A 16,198-nucleotide genomic window follows, 5' to 3' on the forward strand; every position below is an offset into this window, starting at 1 on the left:
TTTCCTTAGCGTAGGGAATGTTTGCAGGAAGCAAGCCGTTGAACCCTGTGGAGCGCGGGACACCGATGACCGGCACTCCACATCCTTGCGGACGGATCATCCGTCCTCCCAGTAGTTCTCCAGCAGGAGGATCAGACGAAGGGAAGCCCTATGCGCTTCGAGATCATGCGACTCGACGATGTCGACGGTACCGCCGTGGACAGCACCGTCGTGGACGCCGCCTCCGTCAACCGGATCGTGCAGCAGGCCGCCGCAACAGGCCAGCGCATCTACATCCGCCCGGCCGACAGCTCGGCTTCGTAACGCCTGACGACGCACAAAGACGAAGCGCCCCCGTACGGACGGTCCGTACGGGGGCGCTGTGGCGTCCGGGGACGCCGTCAGGAGTTCTGCACGATCTGCGTGATGCCGTTGATGATCTGCTGTACGGCGATGGCGGAGAGCATCATTCCCGCGAGCCGCGTCACCAGCACCACACCGCCGTCCTTGATCACGCGGATGATCAGCAGCGAGTAGCGCATGGCCAGCCAGAGGACGACGTGCATGGCGAGGATCGCCGTCCAGACGGAGAGCTGCATGGCGAAGCTGTCGGCGTGCTGCACCGCCAGAATGACCGAGACGATCGCGCCGGGTCCGGCGAGCAGCGGCATGCCCAGGGGCACGAGCGCCACGTTGACGTCCTTCGTCTGTGTCGGCTCGTCGGTCTTGCCGGTGAGCAGATCGAGGGCGATCAGCAGCAGGAGCAGCCCGCCCGCGATCATCAGGGCGGGGACCGAGACATGCAGATAGTCGAGGATCTGCTGGCCGAGCACGCCGAAGACGGCGATCACACCGAAGGCGACGGCGACCGCCTGGAACGCCATCCTCCGCTGGACCTTGGCGGGTCGGCCGGCGGTGAGGGCGAGGAAGATCGGAGTGATTCCGGGCGGATCCATAATCACAAAAAGCGTGAGAAAAAGGGATCCGAAGACAGCAACGTCGAACACAGTGAGGCCTTGCGAGAAGAGAGCGAATCAGAACAGGACACGCGCTGCCGACAGCCGGGTCCGGCCGGGCACGCGAAGAGATCGGAGTGCGCGCGACGCGACGGTCTGTGCGATGCGCGCAGGAACGGCGTTACACAGGGCGGGGTCCGCCGGCGCCCGGCACCGGGAAGGCTCCCGTGGCGCGCCGGGTGATCTCGCCGTAGATCTCCGGGTCGGTGGTGTACTCACCGAGCCGTACGGTCTTCCGGCTGCCGTGGTAGTCGCTGGAACCGGTGGCCAGCAGCCCCAGTTCGCCGGCCAGCCCGCGCAGCCGGGCCCGGGTCGGCTCGTCGTGGTCCATGTGGTCGACCTCGATGCCGTCGAGGCCCGCCGCGGCGAGCCGGGCGATCGACGCCTCGGGCACCACCTCACCGCGCTTGACGGCGAGCGGGTGGGCGAAGACGGTGACGCCACCGGCGGCCTTGACCAGCCGGATCGCGTCGAAGGGGTCGAGTTCGTGCTTCTCGGCGTACGCACGTCCGCCGTTGGCCAGCCACTCGGGCGTGAAGGCGTCGGAGACGGTCTCGACGACACCGAGCTCGACGAGCGCGGTGGCGATGTGCGGTCTGCCGACCGATCCGTCGCCGGCGATCCGGGCGACCTGCTCCCACTCGACGGGAACGCCGAGCGCCTGGAGCTTGCCCACCATCGTCTGCGCACGCGGCACCCGGTCGTCCCGGACCAGCTCGCGTTCGCGCGCCAGCTCGGGCTCGTCGGGGTCGAAGAGGTACGCGAGCATGTGCAGGCTCACACCGTCGATCTGGCAGGAGAGTTCGGCGCCGGTGGCGAGGGTGAGGCCCTCGGGGAGGGCCGCAATCGCCTCGGCGTGGCCGCGGACGGTGTCGTGGTCGGTGAGGGCGACGACGTCGAGGCCCGCCGCTGCGGCGTTCCGCACCAGTTCGGCGGGGGTGTCCATGCCGTCCGAGGCGGTGGAGTGGGTGTGCAGGTCGATGCGCACGACGCGTACTCCAGGGCTCGCAGCAGGACAGGGGGGACGCCCAAGGATAACCGGGATTCGAACACTGCCCGGTCGGCCGCGTCCCCGCCCTCAGGGCGGGTCGAGCAGCCGAGGGGTGAGCGCCCCGACCGGCACCAGGTCGAGCTCGCCCCCGGCCTCGCGCAGATCGGCCAGTATCAGCTCGTCGTACATCAGCAGCGCAGAGTGCTCGGGCCAGACGACCGCCCACAGCCACAGGCCGCGCGCCTCGCCCGCGAAGACCGCCCGGTCGTCGGGGGCTCCCTTGACCTGCCAGAGCGGGGTGGGCCGTCCGCCGGCGAGCACCTTGGCGTCGGGCGGGCCGTCGACGTGGAGGTACGGACCGGGGTCGGGACCGTCGATCCCGGCGTACCGCGCACCGAGCCCGACGCCGAGCTCCTCGGCGACGAGCAGCATCTCGCCCATCCCGCCGAGTGGACCCGGTCCCGAGCAGGCGACGGCGGTGGCGCGGCCGCCACTGCGGTCGTCGCCCGCATACGCCACGCCGGTGAACAGCCAGCCGACCGGCAGCGGCCACGGCATCCACACCGGCACCTGGGCTCGGTGCACCACCACGCCGAGCGACTCGACGCTCGGTGGGATCACCGGCTGCAACGGATACACGGCGCCGTGCACGGCGCACTGCCAGGTGTCGGCGAAAAGACCGGGCGCCCTGACCCGGCCACCGCACTTCGGGCAACTGGGTTCGCCCCTCATAGCGACCAACGGTCCTCCCTGGTCGTCGCCACGTCAAGGACGATCACCCGTCCGCAGCGTGCCTCCCGTCAGGGAAATTAGATGCATGTTGCATCAATTAGGTTCTCTAACTTATTCTGTGTAGGACGCATCGATCTACTGGAGAGCGAGAACCCCCATGTCGGCACAGGATCCGATCGATCAGGGAACGGGCAGCATCCTGCGCCAGCCCAAGGCCGTCTGGGCCACGGCCGGCGCCTCGGTCGTCGCCTTCATGGGGATCGGGCTGGTCGACCCGATCCTGCCGTCCATCGCCAAGGGTCTCGACGCCACGCCCAGCCAGGTGTCCCTGCTCTTCACCTCGTACTTCCTCATCACCGCCTTCGCGATGCTCGTCACCGGCTTCGTCTCCAGCCGCATCGGCGGTCGCAAGACACTCCTGACCGGCCTCGCGCTCGTCGTCGTGTTCGCCGGGCTCTCCGGCACCTCGTCGTCCGTCGCGGAACTCGTCGGCTTCCGGGCGGGCTGGGGGCTCGGCAACGCGCTCTTCGTCTCGACGGCCCTCGCCGTGATCGTCGGCGCGGCGGCCGGCGGCAGCTCGGCGGCGATTCTGCTCTACGAATCGGCGCTCGGCCTCGGCATGGCCTGCGGGCCGCTGCTCGGCGCGCTGCTCGGTGACGCCAGCTGGCGCTACCCGTTCTTCGGCACCTCGGCCCTGATGGCGATCGGCTTCATCTGCATCACGGCGTTCCTGAAGGAACAGCCGAAGCCGGCCCGTAGGACCTCACTGCTCGACCCGGTCAAGGCGCTCGGCCACGGCGGCCTCGCCTCGGTCGCGACCTCGGCGTTCTTCTACAACTACGCGTTCTTCACGATCCTGGCCTTCACACCGTTCGTGCTGAACATGACGCCGTACAGGTCGGGCGCGGTCTTCTTCGCCTGGGGCCTGCTGCTCGCCGTCTTCTCGGTGCTCGTCGCACCGATGCTGCAGAAGCGCTTCGGCTCGCTCAAGGTGCTCGGCGGCTCGCTGGTCCTGCTCGCCGTCGATCTGCTGGCCCTCGGCTACGGCGACCACACGACGGCCATCGTCTGCACGATCCTCTCCGGCGCCTTCATCGGCATGAACAACACCGTCTACACGGAGCTGGCGCTCGGCGTCTCCGACGCACCGCGCCCGGTGGCGAGTGCGGGCTACAACTTCGTCCGCTGGTTCGCCGCGGCGGCCGCCCCGTATCTCGCCCCGAAGATCGAGGAGTGGAGCAACATCCACGTCCCGTTCTTGGTCGCCGCGATCGCGGCCGTGGTCGGTGCGCTCGTCGTCTGGCTCCGGCGTACGGCCCTGACCCACGAGGCGGCGGAGCTGCAGCCGAAGCACGCCACCGAGGACAGCGTCACGGTCTTCGCCAACTGACCACCGCGTCAGCCCTGTTCCGCCCCGCCCGCGGCTCTCCCTCCTGGCCGCGCGGCGGGGCTCCCTGCAGTCCCGTGTGAGGTGTGTCTCAGTCCAGGGTCACGGACGGCCGATGCGGATCACGCAGATCCGTCCCGTGCGACAGCCACCGCTCCTGGAGTTCCTGTGCTCCGCGCACCCGCTTCCACGCCGCCTCGTTGTGCGTCATCGGCAGCAGCGGGAGAAACCGCACCGGCTCCATCGGCTCGTCCAGCTCCAGGTCCTCCACCAGACCACCCGACTCGGCGACGAGCACCGAGCTGAACGGGGCCCCGGGCCACAGTGGTCCGCCGAGGTCCAGTGAGGCGCCGGGCGCGACGATCACCCCTTCGACCTGCGGAGAGGCCGCCAGCACGGCCAGTGCGCGGAGCACCTTGTCGGTGTCGGCGAGCCCGGCCCGCACGGAGAGGACCAGCTCGGCACGCGGCCCCTTCACCGGATCCGCGAGGGTGGCGGTCGGGTCGGCCATCGGCTGCGCGGACATGCCGAGCGTGGCGTAGCGCACCACGTCGCCGTCGACGAAACGGAGCACCTCGATCCGGTCCGTACCGAGGAACGTCACCGCGGCGCGCGCGTCCGGTTCGCCGAGAGCCGTCCGCAGACGGGCCTCGACCAGAGCAAGAATTTCTCCCATGTGGCGAGCATAGAGCGCGTATGGAACGGGCAAAGTAAGGGATTGGCCCGGTGTCGGCTGATAGTCTTGGGCGCTGGTCGGGACAGCACGCAGAAGCGTCGCTCTCAGTCCCGACGACACGTCATCCCCCACGGGGGACCGGCTGGAGGAGGTGGGGCTGCAATGGATCGAAGTCGATCGTGCAGTACCGATCGCTCTTCCGCCCGACACTTTTCCTCGGTGATCTGAAGCCTTCTCGGTCAAGGCTCAGGGCATTGCGCACGACGGAAGAGCACTCCTTTTTTGCCTGTCTGTAGCGAACGCCGTCATCGCGCTGCTGCGGTGCCGCCCGCTTTGCGGATGTGAGCACACGTCCCCATTCCGGGCTGTTCCACGTGCCCGACGACGGCCCCTCCGTGAAGGAGCCAGCCATGTCGATGATCCGTGACCTGCGCGCTGCCGTGCGTCCCTCCCTGCGCAAGACCAACGCCCTGCACAGCAATTACGACACCACCCGTGACCCGTCCGCCTCCAGCGCGGTCGTCGACTGCGCGGTCTACCGCGACGGACGGCGCCAGGAGGGCGGCAACTGCCTCACGCCGCACGAGGCGATGCTCCGGGTGCGCGAGGAGGGCGGCTTCGCCTGGATCGGCCTCCACGAGCCGACCGAGGCGGAATTCGCCGGGATCGCCCGTGAGTTCGGCCTCCATCCGCTCGCCGTCGAGGACGCCGTCCACGCCCACCAGCGGCCGAAGCTGGAGCGGTACGACGACACGCTCTTCACCGTCTTCAAGACCATCCACTACGTCGAGCACGCCGAGCTCACCGCCACCAGCGAGGTCGTCGAGACCGGCGAGGTGATGTGCTTCACCGGACGCGACTTCGTCATCACCGTCCGGCACGGCGGGCACGGCTCGCTGCGTGCGCTGCGGCACCGGCTGCAGGACGACCCCGAACTGCTCGCCAAAGGGCCGTCGGCCGTCCTGCACTCCATCGCCGACCATGTCGTCGACGGCTACATCGCGGTGGCGAGCGCCGTCCAGGACGACATCGACGAGGTGGAGATCGAGGTCTTCTCCACCCCCGCGAAGGGCAGCCCGCGCGGTTCGGACGCCGGCCGGATCTACCAGCTGAAGCGTGAGGTGCTGGAGTTCAAGCGGGCCGTCTCACCGCTGCTGCGGCCGATGCAGCTGCTCAGCGAGCGGCCGATGCGGCTGGTCGACCCGGACATCCAGAAGTACTTCCGGGACGTCGCCGACCACCTGGCGCGGGTGCACGAAGAGGTCATCGGCTTCGACGAACTGCTGAACTCGATCCTGCAGGCCAACCTGGCGCAGGCGACCGTCGCGCAGAACGAGGACATGCGCAAGATCACGTCCTGGGCGGCCATCATCGCCGTACCGACCATGATCTGCGGCGTCTACGGCATGAACTTCGACCACATGCCGGAACTGCGGTGGACCTACGGCTATCCGATGGTGATGGGTGTCATCGGGGTGGTCTGCTTCTCCATCCACCGCTCGCTCAAGCGCAACGGCTGGCTCTGATCCCGGCCCTTGTACGGCTCGAATAGAGTGCGGGGCATGACTGCTGCTGCCGCTGACTCCCTGCTCGGACCGGCCCTCGTCGAGGAGGCCACCAAGAAGTCCGGCCTCATCTGGGTACGGGGCACCGGGCCCGCGCGGGCTCTGTGGCACGTATGGCACGAGGGCGCGGCTCATCTTGTCGGGGACGGCCCCGGCGAGCAGCCGCTCCCGGCCGGTCTCACCGACGGGTCCGCCGCCGAGGTGACCGTGCGGAGCAAGGACAAGGGCGGCCGGCTGATCGCCTGGACGGCTGCCGTGACGGAACTCGCGCCGCACTCCGAGGAGTGGGAGGCGGCGGTCGCCGAACTGAAGGGCAAGCGCCTGAACGCGCCGGACGCCGAGCAGATGACCGAGCGGTGGGCGCGCGAGTGCCGGGTGCTGCGGCTGACGCCCGGCGACTCCCGTACGGAGCTGCCGGACGTCTCGCACGCGGCGGCGCCGCTGCCGACCCCGGCGACCACGCGCCACCCCGTGCCCGACGCGCTCCCGCGCCTGCTACTGAAGCGCCGCCGCAAGAGCTGACGCGGCCGGGCGGCGCTACGAGGAGGACCTGGGGAGCTGCCGTCCGTAGTCGACGGTGTCGCTCTTGTCCGGGGCCTTCAGATCGAAGTCCGTGCCCCAGTCGGCGAGCGTGACGATGCCTGCGCCACCGCCGCGGGCGAACCGCAGCGGATACGGCGTGCCCTTCAGCGAGACGTCGAGCGCACCGCCCTCGCCCTTGCCGCCGAGGATCTGGACGGTACGGACGGAACCCACCTTGCCGTGCTCGCCCTTGTTGACCTTGCCGTGCAACGTGAGCATGCCGTCGAGCAGGGTCTTCATGTCCGTGAAGCCGCGCAGCTGCTTGTACGTGGGGTCGTCCTGGGGAACCTTCACATACTTGTCCTCGAGCTTGTCCCCGGCCGCGTCACCCTTGCTGTCCTCGCCGCCCTTCTCGTCGTGGCTCCAGAAGCCGGAGTCGGCCTTCAGATAGACCTCGTCGCCGATCCGCAACAGCTCGAACGTGCTGCTCTTCGACGTGACGGAGCCCGTGCCGCCGTCCTCCTTGAGCCGCATGTCGATCTTGTACGTGCCGCCCTTGCTGACCAGCGTGCCGGCCAGCCGCACCGCGTCCGCGGAGTCCGCCGCCTTCTGCGCCTGCTTCTCGATCTCCGTCGCCTCGAGTCTGCCGACGCCGTTGGTCCCCTTGTCCGGATCCTCGCTGCCGCACGCCGTCAGGGCTGCGGTCAGACCCGCACAGAGCAGGACGGCAACAGCGGTCCGGCGGCGGGGAGCGACGGGTGGGACAAAAGAGGTCACGGGCGCACTGCCTCTCATCTGCGTGTCGGGGGTGGCTGACGGCAGCGTACCGGTGCCGGGTACGCCGTCCGACGCAGAGCCGTACGGGCGGCTCCACCGGGCCGACCCGCAGCGGCACGGGCTAGCCTGATCACGACATAACGGTTAATAAGCAGAAAATACGGACGGCTCCCTCTCGACGGGGCGGAAGGAGGCGCACCACATGGCATCAGGCACCCCCCGGGTCTTCGTCTCGCACCTCTCCGGTGTGCCCGTCTTCGACCCCAACGGTGACCAGGTGGGCCGCGTCCGCGACCTGGTCGCGATGCTGCGCGTCGGCGGCCGGCCGCCCCGGCTGCTCGGATTCGTCGTCGAGGTGATCAGCCGGCGCCGGATCTTCCTGCCGATGACCCGGGTGACCGGGATCGACTCGGGCCAGGTGATCACCACCGGAGTGGTGAACATGCGGCGCTTCGAACAGCGCCCCACCGAGCGCCTGATCCTCGGTGAGTTCCTGGACCGGCGGGTCCAGCTGGTGGAGACCGGCGAGGAGGTCACCGTCCTCGATGTCGCGATCCAGCAGCTGCCGGCCCGCCGCGACTGGGAGATCGACAAGTACTTCGTACGCAAGGGCAGGGGCGGCGCCCTGCGCCGCAAGGGCGAGACCCTGACGGTGGACTGGTCGGCGGTCAGCGGCTTCTCGCTGGAGGAGCACGGGCAGGGCGCCGAGTCGCTGGTCGCCACGTTCGAGAGGCTCCGCCCCACCGATGTGGCCAACGCCCTGCACCATCTGTCGCCGAAGCGCCGGGCCGAGGTCGCCGCCGCACTCGACGACGACCGGCTCGCCGACGTCCTGGAGGAGCTGCCCGAGGACGACCAGGTGGAGATCATCGGCAAGCTCAAGGAGGAGCGCGCCGCGGACGTCCTGGAGGCGATGGACCCGGACGACGCGGCCGACCTGCTCTCCGAGCTGCCGGAGGAGGACAAGGAACGGCTGCTGATGCTGATGCGGCCGGACGACGCGGCGGATGTACGGCGGCTGATGTCGTACGAGGAGCGGACCGCGGGCGGTCTGATGACCACCGAGCCGATCGTGCTGCGGCCGGACGCCACGGTCGCGGACGCACTGGCACGGGTACGCCGCTCGGACCTGTCCCCGGCGCTCGCCGCGCAGGTGTACGTGTGCCGGCCGCCGGACGAGACGCCGACCGGCAAGTACCTGGGCGCGGTCCACTTCCAGCGGCTGCTGCGCGACCCGCCGTTCACCCTGGTCAGCTCGATCCTCGACAGCGACCTCGTACCGCTGACCCCCGACACCCCGCTGTCGGTGGTGACCAGCTATCTGGCCGCGTACAACCTGGTCTCGGTGCCGGTCGTGGACGAGGGCGGGGCGCTGCTCGGTGCGGTGACCGTCGACGACGTGCTCGACCATCTGCTGCCGGAGGACTGGCGGGAGACCGATATCCACGGCGAGGAGTGGGTCGCCCATGGCGGGTGAGGACCGCTCCCGTACCTCCGGGGCCGGGTCCCGTGTGCCGGGTACCGGGTCGCGGGCATCGGGTGCCGGGTTCCGGGCGTCCGGGTCCGGGCCGGGACCCTCGCTGACGGGGTCGTCGGCGATGACCCGCACCAGGGGCCGGCTCGACCAGCCGAAGGAACCGCGTCGGCAGCTGCTGCCGGAGTACGACCCCGAGGCGTTCGGCCGGTTCTCCGAACGGATCGCCCGCTTCCTGGGCACCGGGCGGTTCATCGTCTGGATGACGCTGATCATCATCGTCTGGGTGCTGTGGAACATCTTCGCCCCGACGCCCCTGCGCTTCGACGAGTACCCGTTCATCTTCCTGACGCTGATGCTGTCGCTCCAGGCGTCGTACGCGGCCCCGCTGATCCTGCTCGCGCAGAACCGTCAGGACGACCGCGACCGGGTCACCCACGAGCAGGACCGCAAGCAGAACGAGCGCTCCATCGCGGACACGGAGTACCTCACCCGGGAGATCGCGTCCCTGCGGATGGGGCTCGGCGAGGTCGCCACGCGGGACTGGATCCGCTCGGAACTCCAGGACATGGTGAAGGACATGGACGAGCGGCTCTCCCTATTCCCGGCCGAGAGTGACGAAGACCGCTGACGGCCCATCCCGGAGGCGGGCGCGGGCGCCGTAACATCGTCGTATGGCTACCGAAGACGCGGTGCGCGAAGCACTGGCGACAGTGAACGACCCGGAGATCCACCGACCGATCACCGAACTCGGCATGGTCAAGTCGGTGGAGATCGCCGCTGACGGTGCGGTCGCTGTGACGGTGTATCTCACGGTCTCCGGCTGCCCGATGCGCGAGACCATCACCAAGAACGTGACCGACGCGGTGTCGAAGGTCGAGGGCGTGACCCGTGTCGACGTCACGCTCGACGTGATGAGCGACGAACAGCGCAAGGAGCTCGCGACGTCGCTGCGCGGCGGCACGGCGGAGCGCGAGGTGCCGTTCGCCAAGCCCGGCTCGCTGACGCGGGTGTACGCGGTGGCGTCCGGCAAGGGCGGCGTCGGCAAGTCGTCCGTGACGGTGAACCTGGCGGCGGCGATGGCCGCCGACGGCCTGAAGGTCGGTGTCGTGGACGCGGACATCTACGGCCACAGCGTTCCGCGGATGCTCGGCGCGGACGGCAAGCCGACCCAGGTCGAGAACATGATCATGCCGCCGTCGGCGCACGGCGTGAAGGTCATCTCCATCGGCATGTTCACCCCGGGCAACGCCCCGGTGGTGTGGCGTGGTCCGATGCTGCACCGGGCGCTGCAGCAGTTCCTCGCCGATGTGTACTGGGGCGACCTGGACGTCCTGCTTCTCGACCTGCCGCCGGGCACCGGTGACATCGCGATCTCCGTGGCACAGCTCGTGCCGAACGCGGAGATCCTGGTCGTCACGACCCCGCAGCAGGCCGCGGCCGAGGTGGCCGAGCGGGCCGGCTCGATCGCCGTACAGACCCACCAGAAGATCGTCGGCGTCGTCGAGAACATGTCGGGCATGCCGTGCCCTCACTGCGACGAGATGGTCGACGTGTTCGGCACGGGTGGCGGCCAGAAGGTGGCCGAGGGCCTGACGAAGACGGTGGGCGCGGAGGTGCCGGTGCTCGGCTCCATCCCGATCGACGTACGCCTGCGCGAGGGCGGCGACGAGGGCAAGCCCGTGGTCCTCTCGGACCCGGACTCCCCGGCCGGCAAGGCGCTCCGCACGATCGCGGACCGGCTCGGCGGCCGCCAGCGGGGTCTGTCGGGCATGTCCTTGGGCATCACCCCCCGCAACAAGTTCTGACGGACACCGAGTCCTCGGTCTCCGCGGCGGGAAACACGCCCGTCCTCAATCTCCCCCACGCCCTTGGGGCCATCGGGGAGATTGAGGACGGAGCGGCAGCCGGCCGCCCCGGTGAAGCGCTCTACGCGTACGCGCCAAGGTCTCCGACCACCGAGAACCCCAGGCCGTAAGCGCTCATCCCCCGCCCGTACGCCCCGATGTGCACCCCGCCGTGCGCCGACCCCGCCAGCACCCACCCGTACTCCGACTCGCGGTAGTGGAACGGCACCGGAACCCCGTCCACCGGCAGGGACAGCACCGACCACGCGGGCCCGCCCAGATCGTCGGCGAGTTCGAACGCCGTCTCCGTCTGCTGGTCCAGCCAGTCGTCGCGCAGCGTGTGGTCCAGCTGCGGGGGCCATGTGTAGGCCAGCAGGCCGGAGCCCGCCAGCCAGGCGGCCGACGAAACCGTGGTCGCCTCCAGCACCCCCGTGCCGTCGCCGCTGTGCCGCACGGGGCTGCTCGCCACGGTCACCACGACCGCGAACCGGTGCTTGTCGCCGGCCGAGTCGCCCCGTACCAGAGGCTCGTCGCCGTGCCCGGTCGATCCGTGCTGCACCGTGCCGTCCGCCGCCGTGCCGACCTGCATCAGCCAGCGCGGCCCGGTGAAGGCCGCATCCAGTCCGTACCAGGGGAACGGCGCCTGCAGATAGCCGTCGATCGTTCGCCGGGCCGCCGGCACCTCCTCCTCGGTGACTGCGCTGGGCGCATCCTCCGCGCCTGCCCGACTCGTCGTCTCCATCTGCCCGGCCGCCTCCTCGATCCCTAGGGTCCGGAGTGGCCCGCCCCCCTCGGGCAGCCTCGCAACCGGACAGTTGGAGAATAGCCATACCGTCCGGACGAGTCGGGATTGACCGGTGTCAGGTGGCGTCTGCGTCGAAGGGCGGACGGTCGTCCTTCGACGGCTCTTCGCGCTTCTTGAGACGGTCGGAAGCGCCCGGGGAGCCGTTCGCCGCGGTGATCGCCGCACTGCCCGACACGCCGGCCGCGGCGTCCGCGGACGTGGTCTCGCGCCCGTTCACCGCGTCGGTGACTTCGGCCATTTCCTTACGGAGGTCGAAGCTCTCGCGGATCTCCTTCAGCCCGAGGTCGTCGTTGCCGTCCATGAGCTGCTTGCGGACGAACGTCTTCGGGTTGAGGTCCTCGAACTCGAAGTCCTTGAACTCCGGGCCGAGCTCCGTGCGGATGTCTTCCTTGGCGCTCTCGGAGAACTCGCGGATCTTGCGGATGAAGCGTGAGGCGTCCTGGATGACCTTGGGCAGCTTGTCCGGGCCGAAGACGAGCACGCCGAGGATCACGAGCGTCACCAGCTCGAGTGCGCCTATGTCATTGAACACCTAGCTGCTCCTCGTGTTCTCCGAGACCATGGACCAGGTCGGATGAGGTCCGGCCCCGGACCACGGTACCCGGCGAAACTGTCCGGGCGGTAGCGTCCCGGTGCTGTCACGTCCCTGTTGCGGACCCGAGGGTCAAAGTCATGGACAGGTCTTTACCACCGCGGGTCAAGCCGAGGTCCAGACGGTCGCCCGGACGGTGTGCGCGGATCTTCACGATCAGCTCCTCGCCGCTGTGCACCCGTTGGCCGTCCACCTCGGTGATGATGTCGCCCGGCTTGATGCCGGCCTTCGCCCCCGGACCTCCCGGTGTCACCGAGGGCTTGCCCTCGGCGCCCTTCGCGCCGACCTTGGCGCCGTCCCCGGTGTACTTCATGTCCAAGGTGACGCCGATCACCGGATGTGTGGCCTTTCCGGTGTTGATCAGCTCTTCGGCGACCCGCTTGCCCTGGTTGATCGGGATGGCGAAGCCGAGGCCGATGGAACCTGCCTGGCCGCCCTCGGTCGTGCCGCTGTCGGCGGCACGGATGGCGCTGTTGATGCCGATGACATGAGCGTCGGTGTCGACGAGCGGGCCGCCGGAGTTGCCCGGGTTGATGGGGGCGTCGGTCTGCAGAGCATCGACATAGCTGACGTCGCTGCCGTCGCCCTTCTCGCCGCCCGCGGTGATCGGCCGGTCCTTGGCGCTGATGATGCCGGAGGTGACGGTGTTCGACAGGTCGAAGGGGGCGCCGATGGCCACAACCGGGTCGCCGACCTGCACATTGTCGGAGTTGCCGAGCGGCAGCGGCTTGAGCCCGGAGACGCCGCTGACCTTGACCACGGCGAGGTCGTAGCCGCTGTCCTTGCCGACGACCTCGGCACGCGCGGTCTCGCCGCCGCTGAACGTCACCGTGATGTCGCCGGAGGCGCCGGCCGGGGCGACGACGTGGTTGTTGGTGAGGATGTGGCCCTCGTTGTCGAGGACGAAGCCGGTGCCGGTGCCCGATTCGGTGGTGCCGCTGACGTGGAGGGTGACCACGCTGGGCAGGGCGCTGGCGGCGATGCCCGCGACGCTGTCGGGGGCGCGGCCGCCACCGTTCTTCGCGGCCTGCGGAAGTTCGACCGTGGTCAGACCGCCGTTGCGCTCGATGTAGGCCCCGATGGCGCCGCCTATGCCGCCCGCCACCAGGGCCAGCAGCAGAGCGCCGACGAGCAGGGAGCCACGCCTGCTCTTCCTGCGTCCGCCGTCGGGTCCGGTCGGCGTACCGGGGTGGGTCAACGGCTGCCGGGGGGCGCCCCAGGGGTCGTACTGCAGCCACTGCGTGGCCTGGGGCGGCTGCGGCGGGGGCGTGAAGGCCGGAGCGGGGCCGGGCACCGGGGCGGGCCCGGGCGCGGGCACAGGGGGCATGGCGGCGCCGTTGGTGCCCGCGTAGGGCGGGGGGACGGGGGTGCCGTGGGCGGGTGTCGGGACCGGGCGCTGCACGGGCGGTGCGGGCGCCCAGGGCCCGGGGCCGCCGTAGGGCGGGGTGCTGTACTCGTCGGGCTCGTGGAGCGGCTTCATTCCGGGGGCGGGCGCCTGGACCGCCGGGGCGGGCGCGGAGGCCGGGGCGACGGGAACCGCGGGTGCGTGCGCCGCCGCCTCCGGAGCTACGGGTTCGGGCGCCACAGGCTGTGCGGGCACGACGGGAGCCGGCGATGCGGGCGGGGCCGCCTGTGCAGGCGGCCCCGGCACGGGTGGGACTGAGGTGTCCGCGGCCCGCGCGTCCTCGACCGCTGCATCCGCCGTGGCTGCTGCATCCTCCGGAGCCGAGGTGGTCGTGGTGCGCCCCGGCGTGGGGCGGCTCCACCACTTCGCCTTCGGCCCGGTGGGCTTCCCGTCGTCCATGTTCTCCCCGCAACTGCCGCAACCGGCCTCTGCACGCCCCCGGAGGGGCGCCCCTCCGGAATTCCTCCCGGGATTCAACCAGGTTTGCGAACGACTGCGCAGACCCGGTCAGCGCCGGGCGGAGAGCGGCAGCGCGTGATCGGCGGAGCTCGGCATGGCCGAGGTCGTTGTGGGTGTCCAGGAGGAGGTCGGCGAGGGCGCGGGGGACGCGGCGGCCACGGGGGGCAGGCCGCTGCCCAGCGCCCGCGTGAACAGGGGGCTGGTGGCTGTCGGACGTATCAGCGGAGGCGCGGACCCATCGGTCAGCACCGAGGCCACGAAGGGATTGGGCATCGTGGGACCCGCACCGAACACCGCCGGCACCAGGCCGTTCGGCTGCCGGAGCGGCGTGGCGACGGTCAGGCGGCTGTCGGGCGCGGCCGGATTGCCGTGCGGGCCACCGCTACGGCGGCTGGTCGCGCCGGCGCTCTCGGCGCGGGAGGCGGCATCGAGCGGAGTCGCGTTGTTCCCGGCGCCCTCGGCACGGATCGCGGTGTCGGAGCCGGAATCCGTCGGCAGTGCGCCACCCAGCGCGATGGCCGCCAGCGAGACGGCGCTGGCCGCCGCGAAGACGAACCTCCGTCCGCGCCACGGCGAACGGTCCGCGTCCCGGCCCACCTCATGGATCCGGAACGCCGAACCCGATGCGGAACCCGGAAGCACGGCCGCAGCGCCGTGCGGCGTCGGAAGATAACCGAAGCGCTCGAGCGGCGATTTCCCCGAAGGCGAATCGCTGCGGCTACCGGAAGGCGGGATCACGGGGAAGATTCCGTCGGCGAACCGTCCGGCGCCGCCGAATGGTCTTCCTTGGCCGTCGTCGTCACCCCCCGGCCCTCCGGGAAGGCCTTGCAGCCGGGCGAGGAACCCCTCGGACGGCGAAGGCGGGGCGGACTGGGCGAAGACGCTCTTCAGCCGCCGCTGGGCGGCGGCCTCGGACTTGCACCTGGCGCATGTCGCGAGATGCGCGAGCACCCGGTCGCGGACGTCGTGTGTGAGCTCACCGTCGACAAGCGCGGCGAGCCGGTCCCCGAGGTGCTGTTCCGCAGGGGTCGGTCCTGTGCCGCTCACGCCGATCCGCCCTCCCCCGCCATCATCGCGCCCGCCAGCGAGCGCTGCTCGGCGCGGGCCTCGGGCGAACGGTGCTGCAGCGCCTTGCGCAGATGCGAGCGCCCGCGGTGGATACGGCTGCGCACCGTGCCCAGCTTCACACCGAGTGTCGCGGCGATCTCCTCGTACGAGAGTCCCTCGATGTCACAGAGCACGACCGCGGCACGGAACTCGGGCGCAAGGGTGTCCAGCGCCTGCTGCACGTCCGCGTCGAAGTGGGTGTCGTTGAAAACCTGCTGCGGGGACGGCTCACGGCTCGGCAGCCGCTCGGCGGCGTCGTCGCCGAGGGAGTCGAAGCGGATCCGCTGCTTGCGGCGGACCGTGTCCAGGAACAGATTGGTCGTGATGCGATGCAGCCAGCCCTCGAAGGTGCCGGGCGTATAGGTCGACAGCGAACGGAACACCCGGACGAAGACCTCTTGCGTGAGGTCCTCGGCGTCGTGCTGGTTACCCGTCAGTCGGTAGGCAAGGCGGTAGACACGACCGCTGTGCGTGCTGACGATCTCTTCCCATGTGGGCAGCGTCCAGGCCTGGGAGTCCGCGTCCGAGGCGAAGGCCGCGGTAGGTGCGGAGTCGGTGGAAGAACGGTCAGCAATGTTGGTCACGGATTTCGGCTCACCCGCCGACCTGAGAAAGCGCCGCAGCACTCCTCCCCGATCCACAGGCGCAGCCGCACCTCCCCTGTCGGCTCCGGTGGTGTCCAGTGGAGCCCCTACCATAGCCACCTCGCCCGTTAGCTCCGGATAAGCCTTTTTCCTGCTGGGGCCGGGATCTCCCCGGAACCACCTGCCGTGACGCACGGTGCCCGTTCCGCGGGCCCTGTCCACGCGCTTTCCCCTGCCTCCTCATAACGCCCGGTCCCATCTGCGGGTTCCCGGGTCCAGC

Annotated in this window: 17 protein-coding genes; 7 read left to right on the forward strand and 10 right to left on the reverse strand. The window is 70.1% G+C overall.

The window, feature by feature from the left end; genetic code table 11:
* The first annotated feature begins 150 nt into the window (after positions 1-150).
* A complete protein-coding gene (locus tag OG878_RS14725) occupies positions 151-303 on the forward strand; it encodes a hypothetical protein (protein ID WP_006127395.1) in 153 nt (50 codons plus the stop codon).
* 77 nt (positions 304-380) lie between these two features.
* On the opposite strand, the gene OG878_RS14730 is transcribed toward OG878_RS14725, so the two are convergent.
* From OG878_RS14730 to OG878_RS14740, 3 genes are all read right to left on the reverse strand, one after another.
* Entirely contained in the window at positions 381-986 is a 606-nt protein-coding gene (locus OG878_RS14730; RefSeq protein ID WP_277328227.1) for a MarC family protein, read from the reverse strand.
* A gap of 130 nt (positions 987-1,116) precedes the next feature.
* Complete coding sequence (locus OG878_RS14735) at positions 1,117-1,983, reverse strand: PHP domain-containing protein (RefSeq protein ID WP_328887221.1); 867 nt, start codon at positions 1,981-1,983, stop codon at positions 1,117-1,119.
* Between the two features lie 90 nt (positions 1,984-2,073).
* Entirely contained in the window at positions 2,074-2,718 is a 645-nt protein-coding gene (locus tag OG878_RS14740) for a DUF6758 family protein (RefSeq protein WP_328887222.1), read from the reverse strand.
* Between the two features lie 157 nt (positions 2,719-2,875).
* Here OG878_RS14740 and OG878_RS14745 point away from each other — a divergent pair, with 157 nt between their 5' ends.
* The gene (locus OG878_RS14745) at positions 2,876-4,108 is read left to right on the forward strand and encodes an MFS transporter (RefSeq protein WP_328887223.1); all 1,233 of its coding nucleotides are present in this window, start codon (positions 2,876-2,878) and stop codon (positions 4,106-4,108) included.
* Between the two features lie 88 nt (positions 4,109-4,196).
* On the opposite strand, the gene OG878_RS14750 is transcribed toward OG878_RS14745, so the two are convergent.
* Positions 4,197-4,781: a suppressor of fused domain protein gene (locus OG878_RS14750; protein WP_328887224.1), complete on the reverse strand. Its 585-nt coding sequence runs from the start codon at positions 4,779-4,781 to the stop codon at positions 4,197-4,199.
* Positions 4,782-5,191: 410 nt separating this feature from the next.
* Between OG878_RS14750 and OG878_RS14755 the strand changes: the two genes are divergently transcribed.
* Positions 5,192-6,307: a magnesium and cobalt transport protein CorA gene (locus tag OG878_RS14755; protein ID WP_328887225.1), complete on the forward strand. Its 1,116-nt coding sequence runs from the start codon at positions 5,192-5,194 to the stop codon at positions 6,305-6,307.
* A gap of 36 nt (positions 6,308-6,343) precedes the next feature.
* Positions 6,344-6,868, forward strand: a complete 525-nt coding sequence (locus OG878_RS14760; RefSeq protein WP_328887226.1) for a hypothetical protein — start codon at positions 6,344-6,346, stop codon at positions 6,866-6,868.
* A 15-nt stretch (positions 6,869-6,883) separates the two neighbouring features.
* On the opposite strand, the gene OG878_RS14765 is transcribed toward OG878_RS14760, so the two are convergent.
* Positions 6,884-7,645 (reverse strand): hypothetical protein, encoded by a 762-nt coding sequence (locus OG878_RS14765; RefSeq protein ID WP_328887227.1) that lies wholly within the window; start codon positions 7,643-7,645, stop codon positions 6,884-6,886.
* Positions 7,646-7,847: 202 nt separating this feature from the next.
* On the opposite strand from OG878_RS14765, the gene OG878_RS14770 reads away from it, so the two are divergent.
* The 3 genes from OG878_RS14770 to OG878_RS14780 all read left to right on the forward strand — a co-directional run bounded on the left by OG878_RS14770 (position 7,848) and on the right by OG878_RS14780 (position 10,927).
* Positions 7,848-9,122 (forward strand): magnesium transporter MgtE N-terminal domain-containing protein, encoded by a 1,275-nt coding sequence (locus OG878_RS14770; RefSeq protein WP_328887228.1) that lies wholly within the window; start codon positions 7,848-7,850, stop codon positions 9,120-9,122.
* A gap of 121 nt (positions 9,123-9,243) precedes the next feature.
* Positions 9,244-9,750: a DUF1003 domain-containing protein gene (locus OG878_RS14775; RefSeq protein ID WP_328887229.1), complete on the forward strand. Its 507-nt coding sequence runs from the start codon at positions 9,244-9,246 to the stop codon at positions 9,748-9,750.
* Positions 9,751-9,793: 43 nt separating this feature from the next.
* Entirely contained in the window at positions 9,794-10,927 is a 1,134-nt protein-coding gene (locus OG878_RS14780) for an Mrp/NBP35 family ATP-binding protein (RefSeq protein ID WP_277328217.1), read from the forward strand.
* A 121-nt stretch (positions 10,928-11,048) separates the two neighbouring features.
* Here the strand turns inward: OG878_RS14780 and OG878_RS14785 are convergent, their stop codons facing one another.
* The 5 genes from OG878_RS14785 to sigE form a co-directional block, all read right to left on the reverse strand.
* A complete protein-coding gene (locus tag OG878_RS14785) occupies positions 11,049-11,708 on the reverse strand; it encodes a hypothetical protein (protein WP_328887230.1) in 660 nt (219 codons plus the stop codon).
* A 118-nt stretch (positions 11,709-11,826) separates the two neighbouring features.
* Positions 11,827-12,303 (reverse strand): sec-independent translocase, encoded by a 477-nt coding sequence (locus OG878_RS14790; protein WP_328887231.1) that lies wholly within the window; start codon positions 12,301-12,303, stop codon positions 11,827-11,829.
* A gap of 106 nt (positions 12,304-12,409) precedes the next feature.
* The gene (locus tag OG878_RS14795; protein ID WP_328887232.1) at positions 12,410-14,167 is read right to left on the reverse strand and encodes a S1C family serine protease; all 1,758 of its coding nucleotides are present in this window, start codon (positions 14,165-14,167) and stop codon (positions 12,410-12,412) included.
* Positions 14,168-14,275: 108 nt separating this feature from the next.
* Positions 14,276-15,274 (reverse strand): anti-sigma factor family protein, encoded by a 999-nt coding sequence (locus tag OG878_RS14800; RefSeq protein ID WP_328887233.1) that lies wholly within the window; start codon positions 15,272-15,274, stop codon positions 14,276-14,278.
* The gene (sigE, locus tag OG878_RS14805; protein ID WP_328887234.1) at positions 15,271-16,032 is read right to left on the reverse strand and encodes an RNA polymerase sigma factor SigE; all 762 of its coding nucleotides are present in this window, start codon (positions 16,030-16,032) and stop codon (positions 15,271-15,273) included. Before sigE ends, OG878_RS14800 begins: the two co-directional genes overlap by 4 nt.
* Positions 16,033-16,198: the final 166 nt, after the last annotated feature.

It is taken from the genome of Streptomyces sp. NBC_00316, assembly GCF_036158715.1.
Classification (GTDB): domain Bacteria; phylum Actinomycetota; class Actinomycetes; order Streptomycetales; family Streptomycetaceae; genus Streptomyces.